This window comes from Amycolatopsis sp. NPDC104587 (assembly GCF_055583645.1).
Genome location: NZ_JBVJNO010000007.1, coordinates 301,463 through 319,524, shown reverse-complemented (window position 1 = coordinate 319,524; position 18,062 = coordinate 301,463). Strand labels below are relative to the sequence as shown.

Sequence of the window (18,062 nt, the reverse complement as noted above, 5' to 3'; positions counted from 1 at the left end):
CCTCCGCATCCGCGTCGTCACATCCTGGCGGCGGCGCTCTTGATCGCTTCCCGGATCCGGAAGTACGTGCCGCACCGGCAGACGTTCTGGATCGCGTCGATCTCGGCGTCGGTCGGGTTCTTCGTCTTCTTCAGCAGCGCGACGGCCGCCATGATCTGGCCGGGCTGGCAGTAGCCGCACTGCGCGACGTCCTGCTCCAGCCAGGCCTCCTGGACCGGGTGCAGGTTCTCGCCGTCGGCCAGCCCCTCGATCGTGGTGACCTCCTTGCCCGCGCAGTCGGCGACCGGCGTGACGCAGGGGTTGAACGCCTCGCCGTCGAGGTGGCTGGTGCACGCCTTGCAGACGTTGATGCCGCAGCCGTACTTCGGCCCGCGGACCTTGAGCTTGTCGCGCAGCGCCCACAGCATCGGCAGGTCGGCGGGCGCGTCGACGGTGACGGTCTTCCCGTTCACCACGAAGGTGTAGTTCGGCATGGTTCTCCTCAGCGCGGGAACGGTTCGAAGTCGACCGGGAAGGTGATCGGGAAGCTGCGGGGCTTGATCCCGGTGGCCCGGGCGTAGGCGTTGGCGATCGCGCCGACCGGCGCCGGCAGGCCGAGCTCGCCCGCGCCGCCGATGTCGTCCCCACTGGCCGGCATCACGTGCACGGTGACGTCGGTGGGCGAGTTCTTCTGCCGCGCGTAGTGGAACTGCGAGTAACTGCCCTCCAGCGGCAGGCCCTTGTCGATGTGCAGGCCCGCGGTGAGCGTCGTGGAGATCGCGTCGGTGAGGCCGCCGAGCATCTGCGCCTGGATGCCGCGCGGGTTCACCGGCTTGCCGACGTCGACCGCGATCGTCGCCTTCGTGACGCGCGGGTACTTCGTGTCGCGCGCGTCGAGCTCGACCAGGCACGCGGTGAAGGACTTGTACTCGCCGTGCACCGCGATGCCCTGCGCGAAGCCCTTCGGCATCTTCTTGCCCCACTCGCCGAGCTCGGCGACCTTGTCGAGCACCGCGCGCTGCCGCGGCTCCTTGATGAACTCGCGGCGGAACTGCAGCGGGTCCTTGCCGAGCTTCGCGGCGATCTCGTCGACCATGATCTCTTCGGCGCCGCGGGTGTTCGCCGAGTAGACCGAGCGCCACGCCGAGGTGTGGAACTTCAGCGGCACCTCGTTGAGCAGCTGCGTGGTGACGCCGAAGTTGTACGGCGACTTGATCGTCAGCAGGAACACCGTCTGCGCGAAGCTCAGGTTGCCGCCGACGGGCAGCTTCGCCGCGAACGCCGTGAGGATCTCGCCGAGGCCGTGGCTCCAGTCGGTCTCGACGCTGGCGACGCGGTGTTCGAACGTGAGCACCTGCCCGAGCGCGAACGTCGCGCGGATCCGGTGGTAGCTCGCCGCGCGGCCGCGGCCGTGGCGCATGTCGTCGATCCGGCTCCACATGAGCCGGACGGGCTTCTTCATCGCCTGGGAGATGTGCGCCGCTTCGAGTGCGGCGTCGAAGAACAGCCGGCGTCCGAAGGAGCCGCCGCCCTGCTGGACGTGCACGGTCACCTTGTTCTCCGGCAGCCCCAGCTCCTGGGCGATGGTCTGCTTCGCCACGATCGGCGACTTCAGGCCGGCCCAGATGGTGGCGCTGCCGTCGCGGACGTCGGCCACCGCGGAGTTCGACTCCATCGGCGCGTGGCTCGCGAAGGCGAAGTCGAACTCGCCGTCGACGTACTGCGTGAGCAGCGGCGGCACCACGAACGGCAGCGCGGCACCGCGCAGCTTCTTCTTGATGCTCTCGTTGTCCTCACCGTCGACCGTGCCCGCGCCCCAGGTGACGTCGAGCGCCTCCTTGCCGTCGAGGGCCTGGCCGAAGGTCTCGGCCATCACCGCGACGCCGGTCTTCACGACGGCGATGTCGATGACGCCCGGCATCGCGCGGACGGCGGCCTCGTTGTTGACCTTCTTCACGGTGCCGTTGATCGTCGGCGGGCGCCGCACCATCACCGGGTTCGCGCCCGGGACGTCGAGGTCGAGCGTGTAGACCTGCTTGCCGGTGACCATCGCGCGGGCGTCCTTGCGCGAGGTCGGCGTGCCGACGAGCGTGTGCGCGGCCTCGGCCTTCGGCTGGATCGCGCCGACGCTCAGCCCGGAGCGCGACGCGGGCCCGGCGAGCGTGCCGTAGCCGGCCCGGCGGCCGTCGGGCGCGTGCACCGCACCGTCGCGAGTGGACAGTCGCGACGCGTCGGTCCCCCACTGCGCCCCGGCCGCGGCCAGCATCCGGGCGCGGGCGGTCGCCGCGGTCGCGCGGACCGGGTCGTAGAGCGAGCGCATCGTGTTGGAGCCGCCGGTGAGCTGGTTGAACAGCAGCTCGGTGCGGGCGTCCGAGAGCACGACGTCGACCTTGTCGAGCGGCAGGTCCAGCTCCTCGGCGACGAGCATCGCGGTCGCCGTGGTGATGCCCTGGCCGACCTCGGCGCGCGGCAGCTGCAGGCGCGCCCGGCCGTCGGTGGTCATCTCGAGCACGAGCATCCCGGCGGTCGGCACGCACGAGAGCGTCAGCACGTCGCCGAGGTCGAGGATCTCCGCCGGCTGCGGCAGGGTCGGGACGACGGCTTCGGCGGTGGCCGGGGCCACCGCGTCGGCGGTGAGCTTGGTGGCGACGGTGAGCGTGGGCGCGGCGACGAGGTAGGTCAGGAAGCGGCGGCGGCCGACCTGACCCGGTTCCGGGCCTGCGGGACTGGTGGTGGGACTGGCCATCGGGGATCCCTTGCAGCGTGGTGGCGGGGTGCGCGCCACGCTAAGCAGGCGTTGTCAGGGCGTCAACGCGGAGTAGTCGTGTTCGCCCATCTCTGTGACGAGATGACAGCGGAAGCCCCCGAATGTGTGCGCCGCCACAGTGCCGGACGGCGCAAGCGGTTGCGCCGGGTGGTTCAGCCGGCGTCCGAACCGCGGGCGCGCCGGGCCTGGATCAGGTCCTCCCGGGCGCGGGCGACGCGGGAGCGGACGGTGCCGACCGGGCAGCCGCAGACGTCGGCGGCCTCGGCGTAGGACAGGCCGAGCACCTGGGTCAGCACGAGGACCTCGCGCCGCTCCGGGTCCAGGCCGTCGAGCAGCAGGCCGAGCTCGACGAGCTCCTCGAAGCCGGCCGCGGGGTCGCGGGTGCGCTCGGCGGCGGCTTCCCAGTCGGTGTCGGCGAGCTTGGGCCGCGCGCCGGCGGCCCGGATCTGGTCGACGACGACCCGCCGCGCGATGGCCAGCAGCCAGGTCCGTGACGACGACCGCCCGGCGAACCGGCGGAGGCTGCCGAAGGCGCGGAGGTAGGTCTCCTGGGTCAGGTCGTCGGCCGAGGCGGCGTCGGTGAGGTGCGCGAGGAAGCGCCAGACGTCGGCCTGCGTCGCGCGGACCCACTCCTCCAGGGCGCGCCGGTCGCCGCGGCCGGCGGCCATCGCCAAGGCCGTGACGCGTTCGTCGTCCTCACCGCGAGTCATAACCCGGAACGTAGCAGTGACGGGGAACTTCGCGGTTCCGCCGTCCGACTACTGGGAGATGAAGTGCGAGGACTGCCGCGAAGCGCTGTCGGCCCGGCTGGACGGCGAGGACGAGCCGGTGTCGCCCGACGCGCACCTGGCGTCGTGCGCGGCGTGCCGGGAGTGGTTCGGGCGCGCGTCCGACCTGCGGCGGACGATGCTCCTGCGCCCGGCCCCGCCGGTCCCGGACCTCACCGCGGTGATCCTCGACCGCACGCCGGCGCCGTCCGGCGAGGGGTGGGGACTGCGGATCGCGCTCGCCGTGGTGGCGATCGCGCAGCTCGGGCTGGCGTTCGCGCAGCTGCTGGGCACGGCGGACGCACACACGCTGCACGACGCCGTCGCGCTCGCCGGGCACCTCGCCCACGAGAGCGGCGCGTGGAACCTGGCGGTCGGGATCGGCCTGCTGGCGGCGGTCGTCCGGCCCCGCACCGCGGGGGGACAGCTGCCGCTGCTGACCGGGTTCGTCGGGGTGCTGCTGGTGCTCTCGGCGGGCGACCTGGCGGCGGGCCGGGTGACGTTCGCCCGGCTGGCGACGCACGTGCTGGTGGTGCTCGGGCTGGTGCTGCTGTGGGCGGTCCACCGGAGTCATCGTGACCGCACGGCCCCGCTCCCGGCGGCGACTTCGGACTCGAGCGCGACGGCGACCGGGTCCACAGTGGACACCCCGGCGCCGGGACGGCCGCGGCCCCGGCCCTTCCGGCGCCAGGCCCACGGCCGCCACGCGGCCTGAGGTTCGCTCAGTACTGCCCGTGGTAACACTTCGTGTCGGCGTACTCGCAGTTCGCCCAGCCGATGATCGAGTGACTGTCGTCCGTCACCTCGACGATCACGTGGTCGATGCCGCCCGGCCGATCCGTCGTCAGGATCTCGGTCCCGGCCACGTACACGGCGTCGGACGGCGCGCAGCGGTAAACCGAAGCCGGGTAGCGGTCGGTGGAGTCCAGCCGCGTACTGCCCTGGTACCCGGAGATGTCCAGGTATCCGCACTCACCGCCCTTGATGAAGATCTTCACGTTGGTGAGGGTGACCGTCCGCCGCGAAGCCGACCAGGCGAGGTTTCCCGTGGCCGAGACCGCGGTGGCGCCCGCGCCATTCGCGTGCACGGCGGCCGCGCCGAAATTCGCCGGCGCCGCCGAGGCGGCGCCGGCCGGCGCCGTCAGCAGCAGGGCGGCTCCCAGGATGAGTCCGATCCGTCGTCTCACGGGTGCTCCCTCGCGTCGTGTCGGCGGCCCGGCCGGCTCGCCACGACCACCACGCGCGGCCGTCGCGCCCTGTTGACGCTTCCCCGGCCGGTTCACCCGTTCGGCCGCGAAGACACCCGCCGTACACGGCGTTATACAGGCCTCACTCGACCTGCTTGACCGCCCACTCCGCCCATTCCCGCTGCATCTCCGAGAAGCGCTTGCCCCACTCCAGGACGAGCCGGCCGTACACCGAGGGGGCGTCGTCGCCCCAGTCGATCGTCTTCTCGAGGTCGGTCAGGCGCTCGGTGCGGCGGCGGCCCGTCTCCCCCAGGTTCGCCAGGTACTCCCGCGCGCGCTCCGGGCCGATCGCGCCGAGGAAGTAGACGCGCAGGAGCGACTCGTTGCGCGTCACGCGGTTCGGCACGGTCTCGGCCAGCCAGTGACGCAGCTCGGCGCGGCCGGCGTCGGTGAGCTCGTACTCCTTGCGGCCGCGCGGGCCCTCGGCGTGGACGCGGATCAGGCCCGCCGTCTCCAGCTTGCCGAGCTCGCCGTAGAGCTGGCTCTGCGTCGCCGCCCAGACGTTGGACATCGCCTGCTCGAAGCGTTTCAGCAGGTCGTAGCCGCTCATCGGGTGCTCGTCCAGGAGACCGAGGACAGCGTGGCGAAGGCTCATGACCCCATCATGACATTCCAGTCTTGACATGTCCATGTAGCAGGTTCTAACTTCGACATGTCAAAGTTGGAACGTCAGGGGAGAGCGGGACATGAACTACCTCAAGAGCTTCCTTCCGTGGATCGCGTTCGCCGTGGTCGCCACGCAGGCGGACTGGCGCTGGTCCGGCCTCACCGGGCTCGTCCTCGCCGCCGGCCTGCTCGTCCTGGCCCGCCGCGAAGGCCGCAAGGCGGACGCGCTGATCATCGAGTGGAGCGCGCTCGCCTTCTTCGCGCTGCTCACGGCCGTCGCGTTCACCTTCCCCGCGTCGCCGCTCAAGACCTACACCGGCGCGCTGACCGACGCCTGGCTGGCGCTCACCGCCTGGGGCTCGCTGGCCATCGGCCGGCCGTTCACCCTCGGCATCGCGCGGACGATGACGCCGCCGGAGCTCTGGGGCAACCCGGTCTTCAAGCGGGTCAACGTCGTCATCACGCTCGTCTGGGCGCTGAGCTTCACCGTCACCGGCCTCGCCGGCATCGCGCTGCTGAACTTCGCGCCGCACGCGACGGCCGCGCTGATCACGCTCAAGGTCCTCGGCTTCGCCGTCCCCGTCGCCTTCACCATCCGCTACCCGCGCATCGTGCGCGCCCGCGCCCAGAAAGCCGTCTGACATGACCACCACGGACTTCCACCTGACCGGCGCCTACGCCCCCGTCCACGACGAGCTGACCGCGGCCGACCTCCCGGTGACCGGCGCGCTGCCGCCCGAGCTGACCGGCTGGTACCTGCGCAACGGCCCGAACCCGCAGGACGGCAGCAAGCACTGGTTCACCGGCGACGGCATGGTCCACGGCGTCCGCCTCGAGCACGGCCGCGCGGCGTGGTACCGCAACCGCTGGGTGCGCACCGAAAGCTTCGGCGACCCGGACCGCAAGCTCTACAACGAAGACGGCACGCGGAACCTGCGCACCAGCGTCGCCAACACGCACGTCGTCAACCACGCCGGGCGCACGCTCGCGCTCGTCGAATCCTCGCTGCCGTACGAGATCACCACCGAGCTCGACACCGTCGGCGTGTACGACTTCGACGGCGAGCTGGCCGATTCGATGACCGCCCACCCCAAGATCTGCCCGTCGACCGGGGAGCTGCACTTCTTCGGCTACGGCAGCATCACCGCGCCGCACGTGGGGTACTACCGCGCCGACGCCGCCGGGAAGCTCGTCGTCAAGCAGCCGATCGACGTGCCCGGGCTGACGATGATGCACGACTTCGCCCTCACGAAGGAGCACGTCGTCTTCTACGACCTGCCCGTCGTGTTCGACCTGGCGGCGGTCGGTCAGGGCATGCCCTACGGCTGGGACGCGAGCTACGGCGCGCGGCTCGGCGTGCTGCGCCGGGACGCGCCCGAAGCCGGCGTCCGCTGGCTGGAGATCGAGCCCTGCTACGTCTTCCACACGCTCAACGCGTTCGACACGCCGGACGGCCGGATCGTCGTGCACGTCATGCGCTACGACCACCAGTGGTGGGCGGGGCACGAGGACCCGCCGGCGTCCCTGTGGCGCTGGACGATCGACCTCGCGGCCGGGACGGTCACCGAAGACCGGCTGGACGACCGGCCGGGCGAGTTCCCCCGCATCGACGACCGGCTCGCGGGCTCCGACTCGCGCTTCGGGCACGTGACCGGCCACGACGTCCTGCGCCGCTACGACCTGCACGCCGGCACGGCGGCCGAGCACGTCTTCGGGCCCGGGCGGATCCCCGGTGAAGCGGTGTTCGTGCCGGCGGAGCACGGCGAAGGCTGGCTGCTCAGCTACGTCTACGACGCGGCGGAGGACCGCAGCGACCTCGTGGTGCTCGACGCCGGGAACGTCGCCGCGGCGCCCGTGGCGACCGTCCACCTGCCCGGCCGGGTCCCCGCCGGCTTCCACGGGAACTGGCTGCCGGACGCGTGACGCGTCAGGCGAACTTCGTCTTCGGCCGCTCCTGCCGGACGTCGTCGACGAAGACGTCCACCTTCTCGTCGAGGAACGCCACCAGGCCGGCGACGCGCTCGCTCTCCGGCAGCGGCGTCGAATAGCTCCAGGCGAGGTCCTCGTGGCCGGTCACGTCGAAGTGCTCGGCCGCGCCCTTGTACGGGCAGTGCGTCACGGCGTCGGCCTTCTCGAGCAGGTCCATCCGGACGTCGACGCGGGGCAGGTAGTACCGCGTCGGCAGGCCCGTCTCGAACAGCAGGTGCGGCCGGACGGTGTCGGCGACGGTCACGCCGTCGACCTCGATCCGGACGTGGCGCGAGCTCGGCAGGATGTCGACGCGGACGCCGGGGTCGCGCGGGTGCGTGAAGATCTGTTCGTCCTCTTCGAACCAGTCGAACGCGCCGAAGTCGAAGCGGATGTGGTCCCGCAGCTCGGCGATCGGCGAATCCGGGTATTCCAGCGCGCCGTCCACCGCCTCGGCCCCGCCGACCTTTATCGTCGACAGAACACCTTCTCCCCGGCTGGGCGAGTGCGACGTCCGGCCGGAGGGGGTGAGGAGCCCGCTCACGACGTCCGCGCGCGGGAAGTAGTACGTGGGGTAGTACGGCACTTCCCACACGAGGAGGGGGTGCACCGTGTCCGCGACGACCTGCCCGGCGAGGAACACGCGTACCCGCTTCGCGCCTGCTGCCACGCGGACCCGCCCGCGTACCGGAGTGCTCATGCTCCGGTCAACGGGTCCCGAACACGACGTATTCCGGGAAAACCGGGGCTCGGGCGGCTAGCGTGGCAGAACGGACGAAAGACGACAGGAGGCAGGCACGGGTGGCCGGCGTAGAAGCTCCCGCGGTCGGTACCCCCGCCGGGATGCGCAAGATCAACCAGCGGGCGGTGCTCGACCTGCTGCGCCGCAGCGGACCGGCGACCCGGCCGCAGGTGGCGAAGGACACCGGGCTGTCGAAGCCGACGGTGAGCCAGGCGCTGCTCGCGCTCGAAGCCGCCGGGCTGGCCCGGCCGACCGGGCACACCTCGACCGGCACCGGGCGCTCGGCCGTGCTGTACGAAGCCGACCCCACCGCGGGGTACGTGCTGGGCGTCGACATCGGCCGTGAGCACCTCCGGGTGGCCGTCTCCGACCTCGGCCGCACGCTCGTGGCGCGCCGCGACGAGCGCAACACGGCGCGCTCCGGCGCGGCGCTGGTCACGGCGGTCGGGAAGATCGCCGCCGCGGCGGTCGCGGAGGCGGGTCTGGCGGCCGGCGACATCGTTGTCCGCGTGGTCGGCTCCCCCGGTGTCGCCGATCCGGAGAAGCGCTGCTTCCGGCACGCGCCGAACCTGCCGGGCTGGGGCCGGGCCGGGCTGATCGACGACCTCGAGGCGGCGCTGGGCCCGGACCTGATGGTGGAGAACGACGCGAACCTCACCGCCGTCGGCGAAGGTGAGAGCGGAGCCGCGCGCGGCGCGTCGGTGTTCGGCTGCATCACGATCGGCACGGGTGTCGGCATGGGCATGATGGTCGACGGCCGCGTGTTCCGCGGCGCGACCGGAGCGGCGGGCGAGATCGGCTACCTGCCCTACGGCCGCACCCGCGCCGGCGACGAGGACGGCACCCCACCGGCCCGCGGCCACCTCGAAGAGGCGACGGCGGCCCAGTCGGTCGTCCGCGGCGCGCGGGAACTCGGCCTGGGCACGGCGAAGTCGGCCCGCGAGGTGTTCCGCCTGGCCCGCGAAGGGGACGAACTGGCCCGCCGCGCCCTGGAGGCGGAGGCGGACCGGCTCGCGTATACGGTGGCCTCGGTGGCGGCGGTGATCGACCCGGAGCTGATCGTCCTGGGCGGCGGCATGGGCACGGCGGCGGACCTGCTGCTGGAGCCGATCGACCGGGCGCTGCGGGCCTTCACGCCGTTGGTGCCGAAGGTGGTCCAGGGCGAGCTGGGCGAGGACGCGGTCCTGACGGGCGCGATCAGCGTCGGGCTGCGGGCCGCGCAGGGCCTCGTTTTCGACCGCCGCGTCGGCGCTGCTTAGCCGGGGACGGCCCGCCCGGACGTAGTGAATGACTCATTGCTGTCGTCGGACGCCATGAATGAGTCATTCACGGCACGCCTGGGCCGGGCTAAGCCGCGCGCCAGGCTTCGCCGCCCGTTGAAACTCGCCACGGCGTCAGCTTCATGACCGTGATCTTCGGGTCCCGGAAATCCTCACCACCGAGGATCTTCGGGTCGTAATCCAGCGGCTCCGCGGTCGACGCGAACAGGTCCCACAGGTACTCGCGCGTCTCTTCGTCGTCGACGAGCTCCGCCCGGCATTCCGCCACCGTGACCTCGTGCTGCGGGTCCCAGTACGAGCACGACACGTACGGCGACGCTGCCAGGTGCGCCAGCTTCAGCGGCGTCGGGCGGGTGAACAGCCGGCCCGTCAAGCCGTCCGGGCCGTCGGCCCAGATCGGGTGGACCACCCGTGACCGCGGCCGGCCGCGGCGGTCGACCGTCACCAGCGTGCACCACACGATCCGGTGGGCCACGCGCACGAACTCCCCGGCCAGCCCGGCCGGCACTCTGCTAGATTCCACAACCATGGTTGTGCATCCTACGGCAGCAAACCTCGACCTGTCACTCACGGCCCTCTTCGCGGGCTGGGCGCTGACCGACGAGGTGCAGCGGCGTCTGGCCGGACAGGGCTTCGGCGACCTGCGGTTCAACGACGGCGTCGTGATCCAGCACGTCCTCGCCGCACCCCTGTCCATCACCGCGCTGGCCGAGCGGATGGGCGTGACGCAGCAGGCCGCGTCCAAAGCCGTGGCCGATCTCGAACGCCGGGGCCTGCTCGAACGCCGGCCCGATCCGGCCGACGCGCGCACGAAGCTGCTGCACCTCACCGAGCACGCGCGCGAAGCCGTCGAAGCGACGCGAGTCCTGCGAAGCGCGCTTCAGGACGAACTCGTGGCGGAGTACGGCGAAGAGCGCGTCGAGGACGCGCGGACCCTGCTGGCGTCGGTCATCGGCCGCTACGGCGGCGAGGACGCCGTCCGGCAGCGCCGGGTCCGCCCACCCCGGTGATTACCTGCCACGGCCGATCATCACGGGCATGAGCGAAACGAACCGCATGATCGTCGACTGCCTCGAGAACCTGTTCGTGCACAAGGACTTCGCGATCCAGTACTGCAAGCTCAGATCTTCGCTCGATGCGGCCGGAGACCGCCTGTCAGGCCAGTCCCGGACGCTGGTCTGCCGCAGCCGGTCGTGAGTGGCAATTAGGGTTCTAACCCGAATTACCACTCACGACCACCAGTCCCGGCAGACGATGACTCTGCAACCTTGGGTCGAGCGCGCCAGGGGCCCTGTCGTGCTAGCGCGTGATGACACAGGTCCCCGACGCCGTCGCGAGCAGCTTGCCCTCGGCGTCGCGGATCTCCCCTTCGGCGAACGCGATCCGCGAGCCCTCCTTCACCACGCGGCCGGTCGCGCGGATCTCGCCGCGGCCCGCGTGGATGGCGCGCAGGTAGCTCACCTTCAGCTCCACCGACGAGTACCCGACCCCGGCCGGCAGCGTCGTGTGCACGGCGCAGCCGACCACCGAGTCCAGCATCGTGGCCGCGACGCCGCCGTGGACCATGCCGATCGGGTTGTACAGCGACTCGTCCGGCTCCGCGACGGCGACGACCTCGCCCGGGGCGATGCGCTCCCAGCGCAGGCCGAAGTGCGCGGCGATCGGCGGCCCGGGGACGCGACCCTCGGCGATCGCCGTCATGTACTCCAGCCCGGTCATGGTCAGGCCGAGCCGGGCGGTCGGCGCCGGGTCCTGCCAGGTGATCGTCTTCGAGCGGGTCTGCGCCCCGGCGGCCACGTCCGTCATCTCGGCTCCTCGACTATGACAAGTGTCTTAACCGCAGCCTCGCCCGCCCGGGCCCGCGGCGTCAAGCGCGCGTGACCCAGACCACCGGTGGTCGCCCCGCGGCCCGGGTGGAATCATCCGGGGGTGGACATCGACCCCGGCCGCAAGCTGATCGACCCGGAACGGGTGGCCGCGGCGGTCGACGGGCTGGGCGACCGCGCCGTCATCGACGAGTGGGCCCAGCGGTTCTCCGTGGTCGCCGACCCCTCGCGGCTCGCGCTGCTCGTCTCGATCCACTACGCCCGCGAGATCAGCGTCACCGACCTCGCCGCGGCGACCGGCATGACCGACACGGCGGTGTCGCAGGCCCTGCGGCTGCTGCGCGCCCACGGGCTGGTCACCACACAGCGCTCCGGCCGGGTGGTGCGCTACCGGCTCGCCGACGCGACCGTGCACGAACTCATCCATCGGGTGCGCCCCCACCCCGAACACGCCGCGAACGAAGACGAGGACCGGTAGCGTGCGGGCATGACGGGACTGCCCGAAACCATCACCGCCTGCCTGTTCGACCTCGATGGAGTGCTCACGGGAACGGCGGTGCTCCACCGCGAGGCGTGGAAACGGACATTCGATGAACTTCTCCGCGCGCGGGACGGCGCCGGGTTCCAGGAGTTCACCGACGCCGACTACGCGACCTATGTGGACGGCCGCCCCCGCGCCGACGGAGTGCGTGAATTCCTGAAGTCGCGCGGGATCGAACTGCCCGAGGGCGACCCGGACGACGCCGTGGACGCCCCGACCGTGAACGGCGTCGGCAACCGCAAGAACGAGCTGGTCCTGAAGATCATCGACGAGCGCGGCGTGAGCCCGTACCCCGGTTCGATCCGCTACCTCGAAGCGGTCAAGGCCGCCGGGCTGCGGATCGCCGTCGTGACGTCGTCGGCGAACGGCGCCAAGGTGCTCGACGCGGGTGACCTGAGCAAGTACGTCGAAGCCCGCGTCGACGGCCTCACGATCCGGGAACAGCACCTGAAGGGCAAGCCCGCGCCGGACTCGTTCCTGGCCGGGGCCAAGGCGCTGGGGGTCGAACCCGCGCACGCCGCCGTGTTCGAGGACGCCCAGTCCGGTGTCCAGGCCGGGAAGGCCGGGAACTTCGGGTACGTCGTCGGCGTCAACCGGGCCGACCAGGCCGACGCGCTGCGGGCGCACGGCGCCGACGTCGTCGTCGACGACCTCGCCGAACTGCTGGAGGACCGATGACCGAGGAAGAACCCCGCGGCTACGAGTGCGCGCCGTGGGAGCTGCGGTGGCGCGGCATGGACGTCGACGCCCTGCAGCGCACCGAATCGGCGTTCGCCGTGTCCAACGGCCACATCGGGTTGCGCGGCACCCTCGAGGAGGCCGAGCCGCGCGGGCTGCCCGGCACGTACCTCAACGGGTTCTACGAGCAGCACGAACTCCCCTACGCCGAGGCGGGGTACGGCTATCCCGAAGAGGGCCAGACCGTCGTCAACGTGACCGACGGCAAGATCATCCGGCTGCTCGTCGAGGACGAGCCGTTGGACATGCGCTACGGCACGGCGACCAAGCACGACCGGGTGCTCGACTTCCGCAAGGGCACGCTCTGCCGCAGCACCGAGTGGTCGTCGCCGACCGGGCGGCGGGTGCGCGTGCGCACCGAACGGCTGGTTTCCTTCACCCAGCGCGCGATCGCCGCGATCCGGTACGAGGTCGAGCCGCTCGACGAGGACCTGCAGCTGGTCGTCCAGTCCGACCTGCTGGCCAACGAGCCGATCGAGTCCGACACCAGCGACCCGCGGGTGGCCGCCGCGCTGGAGTCGCCGCTGGTCGGCGAGTTCCACCGCGCCCACGAGTACAACGCCGTGCTGGTGCACCAGACCCGCCGCTCCGGGCTGCGGATGGCCGCGGCGATGGACCACAAGATCGAGGTGGACGACGGGATCCGCGCCCGCATCCACTCCGAAGAGGACCTCGCGCGGCTCACCGTCGCGGTCGACGTGCCGAAGGGCGGGCGGCTGCGCATCACCAAGTTCCTCGCCTACGGCTGGTCCGCGCAGCGCTCGGTCCCCGCGCTGCGGTCGCAAGTCGAAGCCGCGCTGGCGGGCGCGCGCCAGACCGGCTGGAAGGGCCTGGTCACCGAGCAGCGCGAGTTCCTCGACGACTTCTGGGCGACGTCGGACATCGAGATCGACGGGGATCCCGAGCTGCAGCAAGCGGTTCGCTTCGCGCTCTTCCACCTCCTGCAGGCCGGGGCCCGCGGCGAGAGCCGCGCGGTCGCCGGCAAGGGGCTGACCGGCCCGGGCTACGACGGGCACGCCTTCTGGGACACCGAGTCGTTCGTCCTGCCGGTGCTCACCTACACGATGCCGGACGCGGCGCGCGACGCCCTGCGCTGGCGGCACTCCACAATGGACAAAGCGCGGGAACGCGCGCACCAGCTGGGGTTGCGCGGCGCGGCCTTCCCGTGGCGCTCGATCAACGGCGCCGAGTGCTCGGCGTACTGGCCGGCCGGCACGGCGGCGTTCCACGTCAGCGCGGACATCGCCGACGCCGTCCTGCGCTACCTCAACGCGACCGGCGACGACGAGTTCGAGCGGGACTACGGCACCGAGCTGCTGCTGGAAACCGCGCGGCTGTGGGCGTCGCTGGGCCACCACGACCGGCACGGCGCGTTCCGCATCGACGGCGTCACGGGGCCGGACGAGTACTCCGCGGTGGCGGACAACAACGTCTACACGAACCTGATGGCGAAGCGGAACCTGCTGGCCGCGGCCGAGTCCTGCCAGCGGCACGCGGACGTGGCGGCGCGGTTCGGCGTCGACGCCGTCGAACTGGACTCGTGGCGCGCGGCCGCCGCGGCGATGTTCCTGCCCTACGACCCGGAGCTCGGCGTGCACCCGCAGTCGGAGGGCTTCCTCGACCACGACGAGTGGGACTACGAGGGCACCGAGCTCGCGCAGTACCCGCTGCTGCTGCACTTCCCGTACTTCGACCTGTACCGCAAGCAGGTCGTGAAGCAGGCGGACCTGGTGCTGGCGCTGTACCTGTGCGGAGATTCGTTCAGCCCGGAGGAGAAGGCGCGCAACTTCGCCTACTACGAGGCCCGCACCGTGCGTGACTCGTCGCTTTCGGCGGGGACGCAGTCGGTGGTCGCGGCCGAGGTCGGGCATCTCGACCTGGCTTACGACTACCTCGCCGAAGCCGCGCTGACCGACCTGCACGACGTGCACAACAACGTCCGCAACGGCCTGCACATGGCGTCGCTGGCCGGGGCGTGGCAGGGTGCCGTGGCCGGCTTCGGCGGCCTGCGAGACCACGGCTCGACGCTCGCGTTCGCGCCGCGGCTGCCGGCGCAGCTGGACCGGATCACGTTCCGCCTGATGTTCCGCGAGACCCGGTTCCAGGTCGAGATCGACGCCGACCAGGCCACCTACCACGTGCTGGCCGGCGAACCCATCGAAGTGCTGCACCACGGCGAGCGCGTCCGGATCACCGCCGAGCCCCGGCGTCTCCCGATCCCGAAGATCGACGCCGGCGACCCGCCGAAGCAGCCGCCGGGGCGCGCCCCGATGCGCCGTGACTCGGAAAAGGTGCGTCAGTACGCGGAACCGACCAACCCGGTCACTCCGGAAGGTCGCTGACGACGTCGCGCCCGGGCGGGGCCGGCACGTCTTCGGTCCCGCCCGGGTTGACGTCCGGGTCCGGCGCGGTCGGCACGTCGTGGGTCAACGAGCCGGGGGTCGGGAGCTTCGGGAGCTCTTCGTCTTCGTCGTCGCGGGCGTGACTGCTCTGCTGCTGGCTCATGCTTCCGGCATACCCGGTTTTCCCGGCCACGACCAGGGGTCAGGCCGCGGGCAGGCTGGTGGCCGCGGCCATCGCCTTGTCCTGCAGGCTCAGCAGCAGGCCGTCCCGGGTGGACCACGGGCAGATCGACATCTTGCCGCCGGCCACCGTCAGCAGGGACTCCGCCACGATCGCGCCGGCGAGGGCCTGGTGGGCGCGGCTGCGGGAGATGCCCGGCAGCTGGGCGCGCTTGGACGGCGGCAGCGCGGTGAGCCGCGGGATCCAGGCGCGCAGGTCGTCGAGCCGCAGTTCGCGGCGCCGGCCCGGCCGGGCGCCGGACAGCCGGGCGAGCTGCTGCAGCACCTTCGAGCAGCCGACGACCCAGGGGTCTTGGACGCCCGCGGCGCCGAGCGTGGTCGTCACGACGTCGAGGGCGTGCGCGCGCAGCGCCTTGACCTGTTTGCCCGACACCTTCTCGCTCGGCAGCCAGTCCCGCGTCATCGACCGGGCGCCCAGCGGCAGCGAACGGGCGAACGACGCCGTCTCGCCGCAGCCGGCGGCCAGCTCGACCGTGCCGCCGCCGATGTCGAGCACCAGCAGCGGGCCGGCCGACGCGCCGTACCAGCGGCGGGCGGCCAGGTAGGTCAGCTCGGCTTCGCGCGAACCGGAGAGGAAGCGCAGCTCGACGCCGGTTTCGCCGGCGACGTGCCGGACGACCTCGGCGGCGTTGGCCGCGTCGCGGATCGAGGAGGTCGCCAGCGGGTAGACGCTGCGCACGCCGGCGCGGTAAGCCATGGTCATGCCCGCGGCGACGGCGGCCGTGATGGCGGCGACGCCCTGGTCGGTGAGCCGGCCGCGGTCGTCGAGCTCACGGTCGAGACGCAGCCGCGTCTGGTGGTTCAGCACCGGCTCGCGCGGTGAGCCGTCGATCGGCACCACGACCAGCCGGGCGCTGAAGGACCCGACGTCCAGCACGCCCACCGCGGGCTCTTCGATTTTTCGCACAGCGCGGCGCACCTCACTCTCCCGGGCAGTGGATATCCCCAGTCCGACTGCAGCAAACATCTAATGATGTCCGATCTCGTACCGATTTGCCGGACCTTGACGGATTGCACCCCTGACAGACGTGCCTTCTTGACAAGAAGGTCACAGCGAGCTGACCCGATCGAGTGAACGAGCCTAGCAGTGGACACGATTCGGTAACGCCACCCCGTCCCAGCGCGATTAATCGGACATCAAAACCGGTGCGGAGCAGGCGAAAGTGACCGAACGACCGACACGGCGATCCGAGCTCGTGCGGCCGGCCGCCGCCGTGCTCGCGGTCGTGGCCGGGCTCGGCTGCGTGCTGCTCGGCGTCACGACCGTGTTGACTCCTGTAACGTCGGTCACACCCGGCGCGTCGGCGGTGAACGGGCCCGCGGACCTCGGGTCCGGCGCCCCGCCGGTCGCCCTGCGGATCCCGTCGCTCGGCCTGGTCCTGAACCACCTGATCGGCCTCGGCCACGTCGGCGGCGGCCGCCGCGAGCAGCCCGGCACGGCGCTCGGTGTGGGCTGGTTCACCGACGGCCCGGTCCCGGGCGCGCCGGGGGTGGCGGTGCTGTCCGGGCACGCGGGCTTCGGGTACACGAGCGGCGCGTTCGCCCGGCTCGGGAAGCTCGAGCGCGGCGCGATGATCATCATCGGCGCCGAGGACGGCCGCGAGTCCCGGTTCACCGTCCGTAAGACGGCGCTGTATCCGGCGGACGAGCCGGACAGCACTTTGGTCGCGCCCGAAGGGACGGGACCGGAGCTGCGGCTGATCACCAGCGACGGTGTGAACGACACGGCCGGTTTGGACGCGGCGCGAGTTGCGGTGTCGGCCGTGCCGGTCTGATTGGAACGACAGCCTGCACATCCGGGCGGCGGGTGCGGGTGGGATTGCGGCGCCGCGAGGATTGCGCTGCGCGGTGCCGGTGTGAGCGGCTGGCGCTTCGCCGCTCCTGGGCGGCGCCGCCCCACCTCAGTCGATCAGCTCCCGCAGCTGGGACACCCCGGCCACCCGTGCCTCGCGGCCGGGCTGCAGCGGGTTGACGATGAGCGTCGACGCGCCGGCCTCCTTGAACGCCGCCACGCGCTCGCGCACGTAACCCGCCGGGCCGACCAGGGAAATCGCGCGCAGGAGCTCGATCGGCACCGCCGCCGCGGCCTCTTCCTTCTTGCCGTCGAGGTAGAGGTCCTGGATCAGCTTCGCCTCGGCCTCGTAGCCGTAACGGCAGGCCAGGTCGTTGTAGAAGTTCTTGCCGCGCGCGCCCATTCCGCCGACGTACAGGGCCACGACCGGGCGCACCTGGTCGAGCAGCCCATCAACGTCGTCGCCGATCGCGAGGGCGACCGTGACGAACGTGTCCAGCTCGCCCAGCGCCGGGTCGCGCTTGGCCCTTCCCTCGGCCAGGGACTCGCCCCAGACGTCGGCGGCCTTCTCCGGGTGGAAGAAGATCGGCTGCCAGCCCTCGGCGATCTCCGCGGTGAGCGCGACGTTCTTCGGCCCGAGCGAGGCCAGCAGCACCGGGATGCGCTCGCGCACCGGGTGGTTGATCAGCTTCAGCGGCTTGCCCAGGCCGGTGCCCTGCTCCGGCGGCAGCGGGATCGTGTAGTGCTTGCCGTCGTGGACCACGCGTTCGCGGCGCCACACCTGGCGGCAGATCTCGACGATCTCGCGGGTGCGGGCCAGCGGCGCGTCGTACTTCACGCCGTGGAAGCCCTCGATGACCTGCGGGCCGGACGCGCCGAGGCCGAGGATGAACCGCCCGTCGGAGACGAAGTCGAGCCCGGCCGCGGTCATCGCGGTGAGGGTCGGCGTGCGGGTGTAGATCTGGAAGATGCCGGACGCCAGCTGCACGCGCTCGGTCTTCGCCGCGAGGTAACCGAGCTGGCTGACGGCGTCGAACGAGTACGCCTCCGGCACGAAGGCGACGTCGAGGCCGGCCTTCTCCAGTTCGACGATGTCCGCGACGCTGTCGGCGAAGCCTCCGGCGTAGTTGATCGCGGTCCCGATCCGCATGTCCACCTCCGTTGCTGAGCAAGCGCTTAGTCGGATCCTAACGGGAGACCCCGGTCACCACCCGGGCGATGTGCGGC

General features: G+C 71.7%; 21 protein-coding genes. 10 read left to right on the top strand and 11 right to left on the bottom strand.

Annotated elements, in window-relative coordinates; genetic code table 11:
• Positions 1 to 17: 17 nt before the first annotated feature.
• The 3 genes from ACZ61C_RS23470 to sigC form a co-directional block, all read right to left on the bottom strand.
• Entirely contained in the window at positions 18 to 473 is a 456-nt protein-coding gene (locus ACZ61C_RS23470) for a (2Fe-2S)-binding protein (protein WP_465309931.1), read from the bottom strand.
• Positions 474 to 481: 8 nt separating this feature from the next.
• Positions 482 to 2,725, bottom strand: coding sequence for a xanthine dehydrogenase family protein molybdopterin-binding subunit (locus ACZ61C_RS23465; RefSeq protein ID WP_465309930.1), 2,244 nt, complete (start codon positions 2,723 to 2,725; stop codon positions 482 to 484).
• 173 nt (positions 2,726 to 2,898) lie between these two features.
• Positions 2,899 to 3,456 (bottom strand): RNA polymerase sigma factor SigC, encoded by a 558-nt coding sequence (sigC, locus tag ACZ61C_RS23460; RefSeq protein WP_465309929.1) that lies wholly within the window; start codon positions 3,454 to 3,456, stop codon positions 2,899 to 2,901.
• 16 nt (positions 3,457 to 3,472) lie between these two features.
• Here sigC and ACZ61C_RS23455 point away from each other — a divergent pair, with 16 nt between their 5' ends.
• Positions 3,473 to 4,228, top strand: coding sequence for a zf-HC2 domain-containing protein (locus ACZ61C_RS23455; RefSeq protein WP_465309928.1), 756 nt, complete (start codon positions 3,473 to 3,475; stop codon positions 4,226 to 4,228).
• Positions 4,229 to 4,235: 7 nt separating this feature from the next.
• On the opposite strand, the gene ACZ61C_RS23450 is transcribed toward ACZ61C_RS23455, so the two are convergent.
• Together ACZ61C_RS23450 and ACZ61C_RS23445 are read right to left on the bottom strand one after the other, a co-directional pair.
• The gene (locus ACZ61C_RS23450; protein ID WP_465309927.1) at positions 4,236 to 4,700 is read right to left on the bottom strand and encodes a hypothetical protein; all 465 of its coding nucleotides are present in this window, start codon (positions 4,698 to 4,700) and stop codon (positions 4,236 to 4,238) included.
• A 142-nt stretch (positions 4,701 to 4,842) separates the two neighbouring features.
• On the bottom strand, positions 4,843 to 5,355 hold the full coding sequence (locus ACZ61C_RS23445) for a PadR family transcriptional regulator (protein WP_465309926.1): 513 nt from the start codon (positions 5,353 to 5,355) through the stop codon (positions 4,843 to 4,845).
• 91 nt (positions 5,356 to 5,446) lie between these two features.
• Here ACZ61C_RS23445 and ACZ61C_RS23440 point away from each other — a divergent pair, with 91 nt between their 5' ends.
• Together ACZ61C_RS23440 and ACZ61C_RS23435 are read left to right on the top strand one after the other, a co-directional pair.
• Positions 5,447 to 6,007, top strand: coding sequence for a hypothetical protein (locus ACZ61C_RS23440; protein ID WP_465309925.1), 561 nt, complete (start codon positions 5,447 to 5,449; stop codon positions 6,005 to 6,007).
• 1 nt (position 6,008) lies between these two features.
• The gene (locus ACZ61C_RS23435; RefSeq protein ID WP_465309924.1) at positions 6,009 to 7,289 is read left to right on the top strand and encodes a carotenoid oxygenase family protein; all 1,281 of its coding nucleotides are present in this window, start codon (positions 6,009 to 6,011) and stop codon (positions 7,287 to 7,289) included.
• A gap of 4 nt (positions 7,290 to 7,293) precedes the next feature.
• Here the strand turns inward: ACZ61C_RS23435 and ACZ61C_RS23430 are convergent, their stop codons facing one another.
• The gene (locus ACZ61C_RS23430; RefSeq protein WP_465309923.1) at positions 7,294 to 8,034 is read right to left on the bottom strand and encodes a DUF427 domain-containing protein; all 741 of its coding nucleotides are present in this window, start codon (positions 8,032 to 8,034) and stop codon (positions 7,294 to 7,296) included.
• A 101-nt stretch (positions 8,035 to 8,135) separates the two neighbouring features.
• Between ACZ61C_RS23430 and ACZ61C_RS23425 the strand changes: the two genes are divergently transcribed.
• Positions 8,136 to 9,335, top strand: a complete 1,200-nt coding sequence (locus ACZ61C_RS23425; protein ID WP_465309922.1) for an ROK family protein — start codon at positions 8,136 to 8,138, stop codon at positions 9,333 to 9,335.
• An 88-nt stretch (positions 9,336 to 9,423) separates the two neighbouring features.
• Here the strand turns inward: ACZ61C_RS23425 and ACZ61C_RS23420 are convergent, their stop codons facing one another.
• Positions 9,424 to 9,885, bottom strand: coding sequence for a pyridoxamine 5'-phosphate oxidase family protein (locus tag ACZ61C_RS23420; RefSeq protein WP_465309921.1), 462 nt, complete (start codon positions 9,883 to 9,885; stop codon positions 9,424 to 9,426).
• Here ACZ61C_RS23420 and ACZ61C_RS23415 point away from each other — a divergent pair.
• Both ACZ61C_RS23415 and ACZ61C_RS23410 read left to right on the top strand, forming a co-directional pair.
• Complete coding sequence (locus tag ACZ61C_RS23415; RefSeq protein WP_465309920.1) at positions 9,884 to 10,366, top strand: MarR family winged helix-turn-helix transcriptional regulator; 483 nt, start codon at positions 9,884 to 9,886, stop codon at positions 10,364 to 10,366. The two genes, ACZ61C_RS23420 and ACZ61C_RS23415, sit on opposite strands and share 2 nt — an antisense overlap.
• Positions 10,367 to 10,394: 28 nt before the next feature.
• A complete protein-coding gene (locus tag ACZ61C_RS23410; protein WP_465309919.1) occupies positions 10,395 to 10,553 on the top strand; it encodes a hypothetical protein in 159 nt (52 codons plus the stop codon).
• A 102-nt stretch (positions 10,554 to 10,655) separates the two neighbouring features.
• Here the strand turns inward: ACZ61C_RS23410 and ACZ61C_RS23405 are convergent, their stop codons facing one another.
• The gene (locus ACZ61C_RS23405) at positions 10,656 to 11,162 is read right to left on the bottom strand and encodes a PaaI family thioesterase (protein ID WP_465309918.1); all 507 of its coding nucleotides are present in this window, start codon (positions 11,160 to 11,162) and stop codon (positions 10,656 to 10,658) included.
• 129 nt (positions 11,163 to 11,291) lie between these two features.
• On the opposite strand from ACZ61C_RS23405, the gene ACZ61C_RS23400 reads away from it, so the two are divergent.
• From ACZ61C_RS23400 to ACZ61C_RS23390, 3 genes are read left to right on the top strand one after another with little or no spacing between them, the layout of a single operon-like run.
• Positions 11,292 to 11,660, top strand: a complete 369-nt coding sequence (locus tag ACZ61C_RS23400; RefSeq protein ID WP_465310217.1) for an ArsR/SmtB family transcription factor — start codon at positions 11,292 to 11,294, stop codon at positions 11,658 to 11,660.
• Positions 11,661 to 11,669: 9 nt separating this feature from the next.
• Positions 11,670 to 12,401, top strand: coding sequence for an HAD family hydrolase (locus tag ACZ61C_RS23395; RefSeq protein WP_465309917.1), 732 nt, complete (start codon positions 11,670 to 11,672; stop codon positions 12,399 to 12,401).
• Positions 12,398 to 14,803 carry a glycoside hydrolase family 65 protein gene (locus tag ACZ61C_RS23390; protein ID WP_465309916.1) on the top strand — a complete coding sequence of 802 codons (2,406 nt, stop codon included), beginning with the start codon at positions 12,398 to 12,400 and terminating at the stop codon, positions 14,801 to 14,803. Before ACZ61C_RS23395 ends, ACZ61C_RS23390 begins: the two co-directional genes overlap by 4 nt.
• Here ACZ61C_RS23390 and ACZ61C_RS23385 read toward each other — a convergent pair.
• Both ACZ61C_RS23385 and ACZ61C_RS23380 read right to left on the bottom strand, forming a co-directional pair.
• Positions 14,784 to 14,966: a hypothetical protein gene (locus ACZ61C_RS23385; RefSeq protein ID WP_465309915.1), complete on the bottom strand. Its 183-nt coding sequence runs from the start codon at positions 14,964 to 14,966 to the stop codon at positions 14,784 to 14,786. The two genes, ACZ61C_RS23390 and ACZ61C_RS23385, sit on opposite strands and share 20 nt — an antisense overlap.
• A 39-nt stretch (positions 14,967 to 15,005) precedes the next feature.
• Positions 15,006 to 15,950 carry a Ppx/GppA phosphatase family protein gene (locus tag ACZ61C_RS23380; RefSeq protein WP_465309914.1) on the bottom strand — a complete coding sequence of 315 codons (945 nt, stop codon included), beginning with the start codon at positions 15,948 to 15,950 and terminating at the stop codon, positions 15,006 to 15,008.
• Between the two features lie 256 nt (positions 15,951 to 16,206).
• Between ACZ61C_RS23380 and ACZ61C_RS23375 the strand changes: the two genes are divergently transcribed.
• Positions 16,207 to 16,818 carry a class F sortase gene (locus tag ACZ61C_RS23375; protein WP_465309913.1) on the top strand — a complete coding sequence of 204 codons (612 nt, stop codon included), beginning with the start codon at positions 16,207 to 16,209 and terminating at the stop codon, positions 16,816 to 16,818.
• A gap of 126 nt (positions 16,819 to 16,944) precedes the next feature.
• Here the strand turns inward: ACZ61C_RS23375 and ACZ61C_RS23370 are convergent, their stop codons facing one another.
• On the bottom strand, positions 16,945 to 17,985 hold the full coding sequence (locus tag ACZ61C_RS23370) for an LLM class F420-dependent oxidoreductase (protein WP_465309912.1): 1,041 nt from the start codon (positions 17,983 to 17,985) through the stop codon (positions 16,945 to 16,947).
• Between the last annotated feature and the right edge of the window lie 77 nt (positions 17,986 to 18,062).

Bases quoted from the DNA above. Each gene is read 5' to 3' on its own strand.
- ACZ61C_RS23470 (WP_465309931.1), bottom strand. From the start codon at position 473: ATGCCGAACTACACCTTCGTGGTGAACGGGAAGACCGTCACCGTCGAC.
- ACZ61C_RS23465 (WP_465309930.1), bottom strand. From the start codon at position 2,725: ATGGCCAGTCCCACCACCAGTCCCGCAGGCCCGGAACCGGGTCAGGTC.
- sigC (WP_465309929.1), bottom strand. From the start codon at position 3,456: ATGACTCGCGGTGAGGACGACGAACGCGTCACGGCCTTGGCGATGGCC.
- ACZ61C_RS23445 (WP_465309926.1), bottom strand. From the start codon at position 5,355: ATGAGCCTTCGCCACGCTGTCCTCGGTCTCCTGGACGAGCACCCGATG.
- ACZ61C_RS23440 (WP_465309925.1), top strand. From the start codon at position 5,447: ATGAACTACCTCAAGAGCTTCCTTCCGTGGATCGCGTTCGCCGTGGTC.
- ACZ61C_RS23435 (WP_465309924.1), top strand. From the start codon at position 6,009: ATGACCACCACGGACTTCCACCTGACCGGCGCCTACGCCCCCGTCCAC.
- ACZ61C_RS23430 (WP_465309923.1), bottom strand. From the start codon at position 8,034: ATGAGCACTCCGGTACGCGGGCGGGTCCGCGTGGCAGCAGGCGCGAAG.
- ACZ61C_RS23415 (WP_465309920.1), top strand. From the start codon at position 9,884: ATGGTTGTGCATCCTACGGCAGCAAACCTCGACCTGTCACTCACGGCC.
- ACZ61C_RS23420 (WP_465309921.1), bottom strand. From the start codon at position 9,885: ATGGTTGTGGAATCTAGCAGAGTGCCGGCCGGGCTGGCCGGGGAGTTC.
- ACZ61C_RS23410 (WP_465309919.1), top strand. From the start codon at position 10,395: ATGAGCGAAACGAACCGCATGATCGTCGACTGCCTCGAGAACCTGTTC.
- ACZ61C_RS23405 (WP_465309918.1), bottom strand. From the start codon at position 11,162: ATGACGGACGTGGCCGCCGGGGCGCAGACCCGCTCGAAGACGATCACC.
- ACZ61C_RS23395 (WP_465309917.1), top strand. From the start codon at position 11,670: ATGACGGGACTGCCCGAAACCATCACCGCCTGCCTGTTCGACCTCGAT.
- ACZ61C_RS23390 (WP_465309916.1), top strand. From the start codon at position 12,398: ATGACCGAGGAAGAACCCCGCGGCTACGAGTGCGCGCCGTGGGAGCTG.
- ACZ61C_RS23385 (WP_465309915.1), bottom strand. From the start codon at position 14,966: ATGAGCCAGCAGCAGAGCAGTCACGCCCGCGACGACGAAGACGAAGAG.
- ACZ61C_RS23370 (WP_465309912.1), bottom strand. From the start codon at position 17,985: ATGCGGATCGGGACCGCGATCAACTACGCCGGAGGCTTCGCCGACAGC.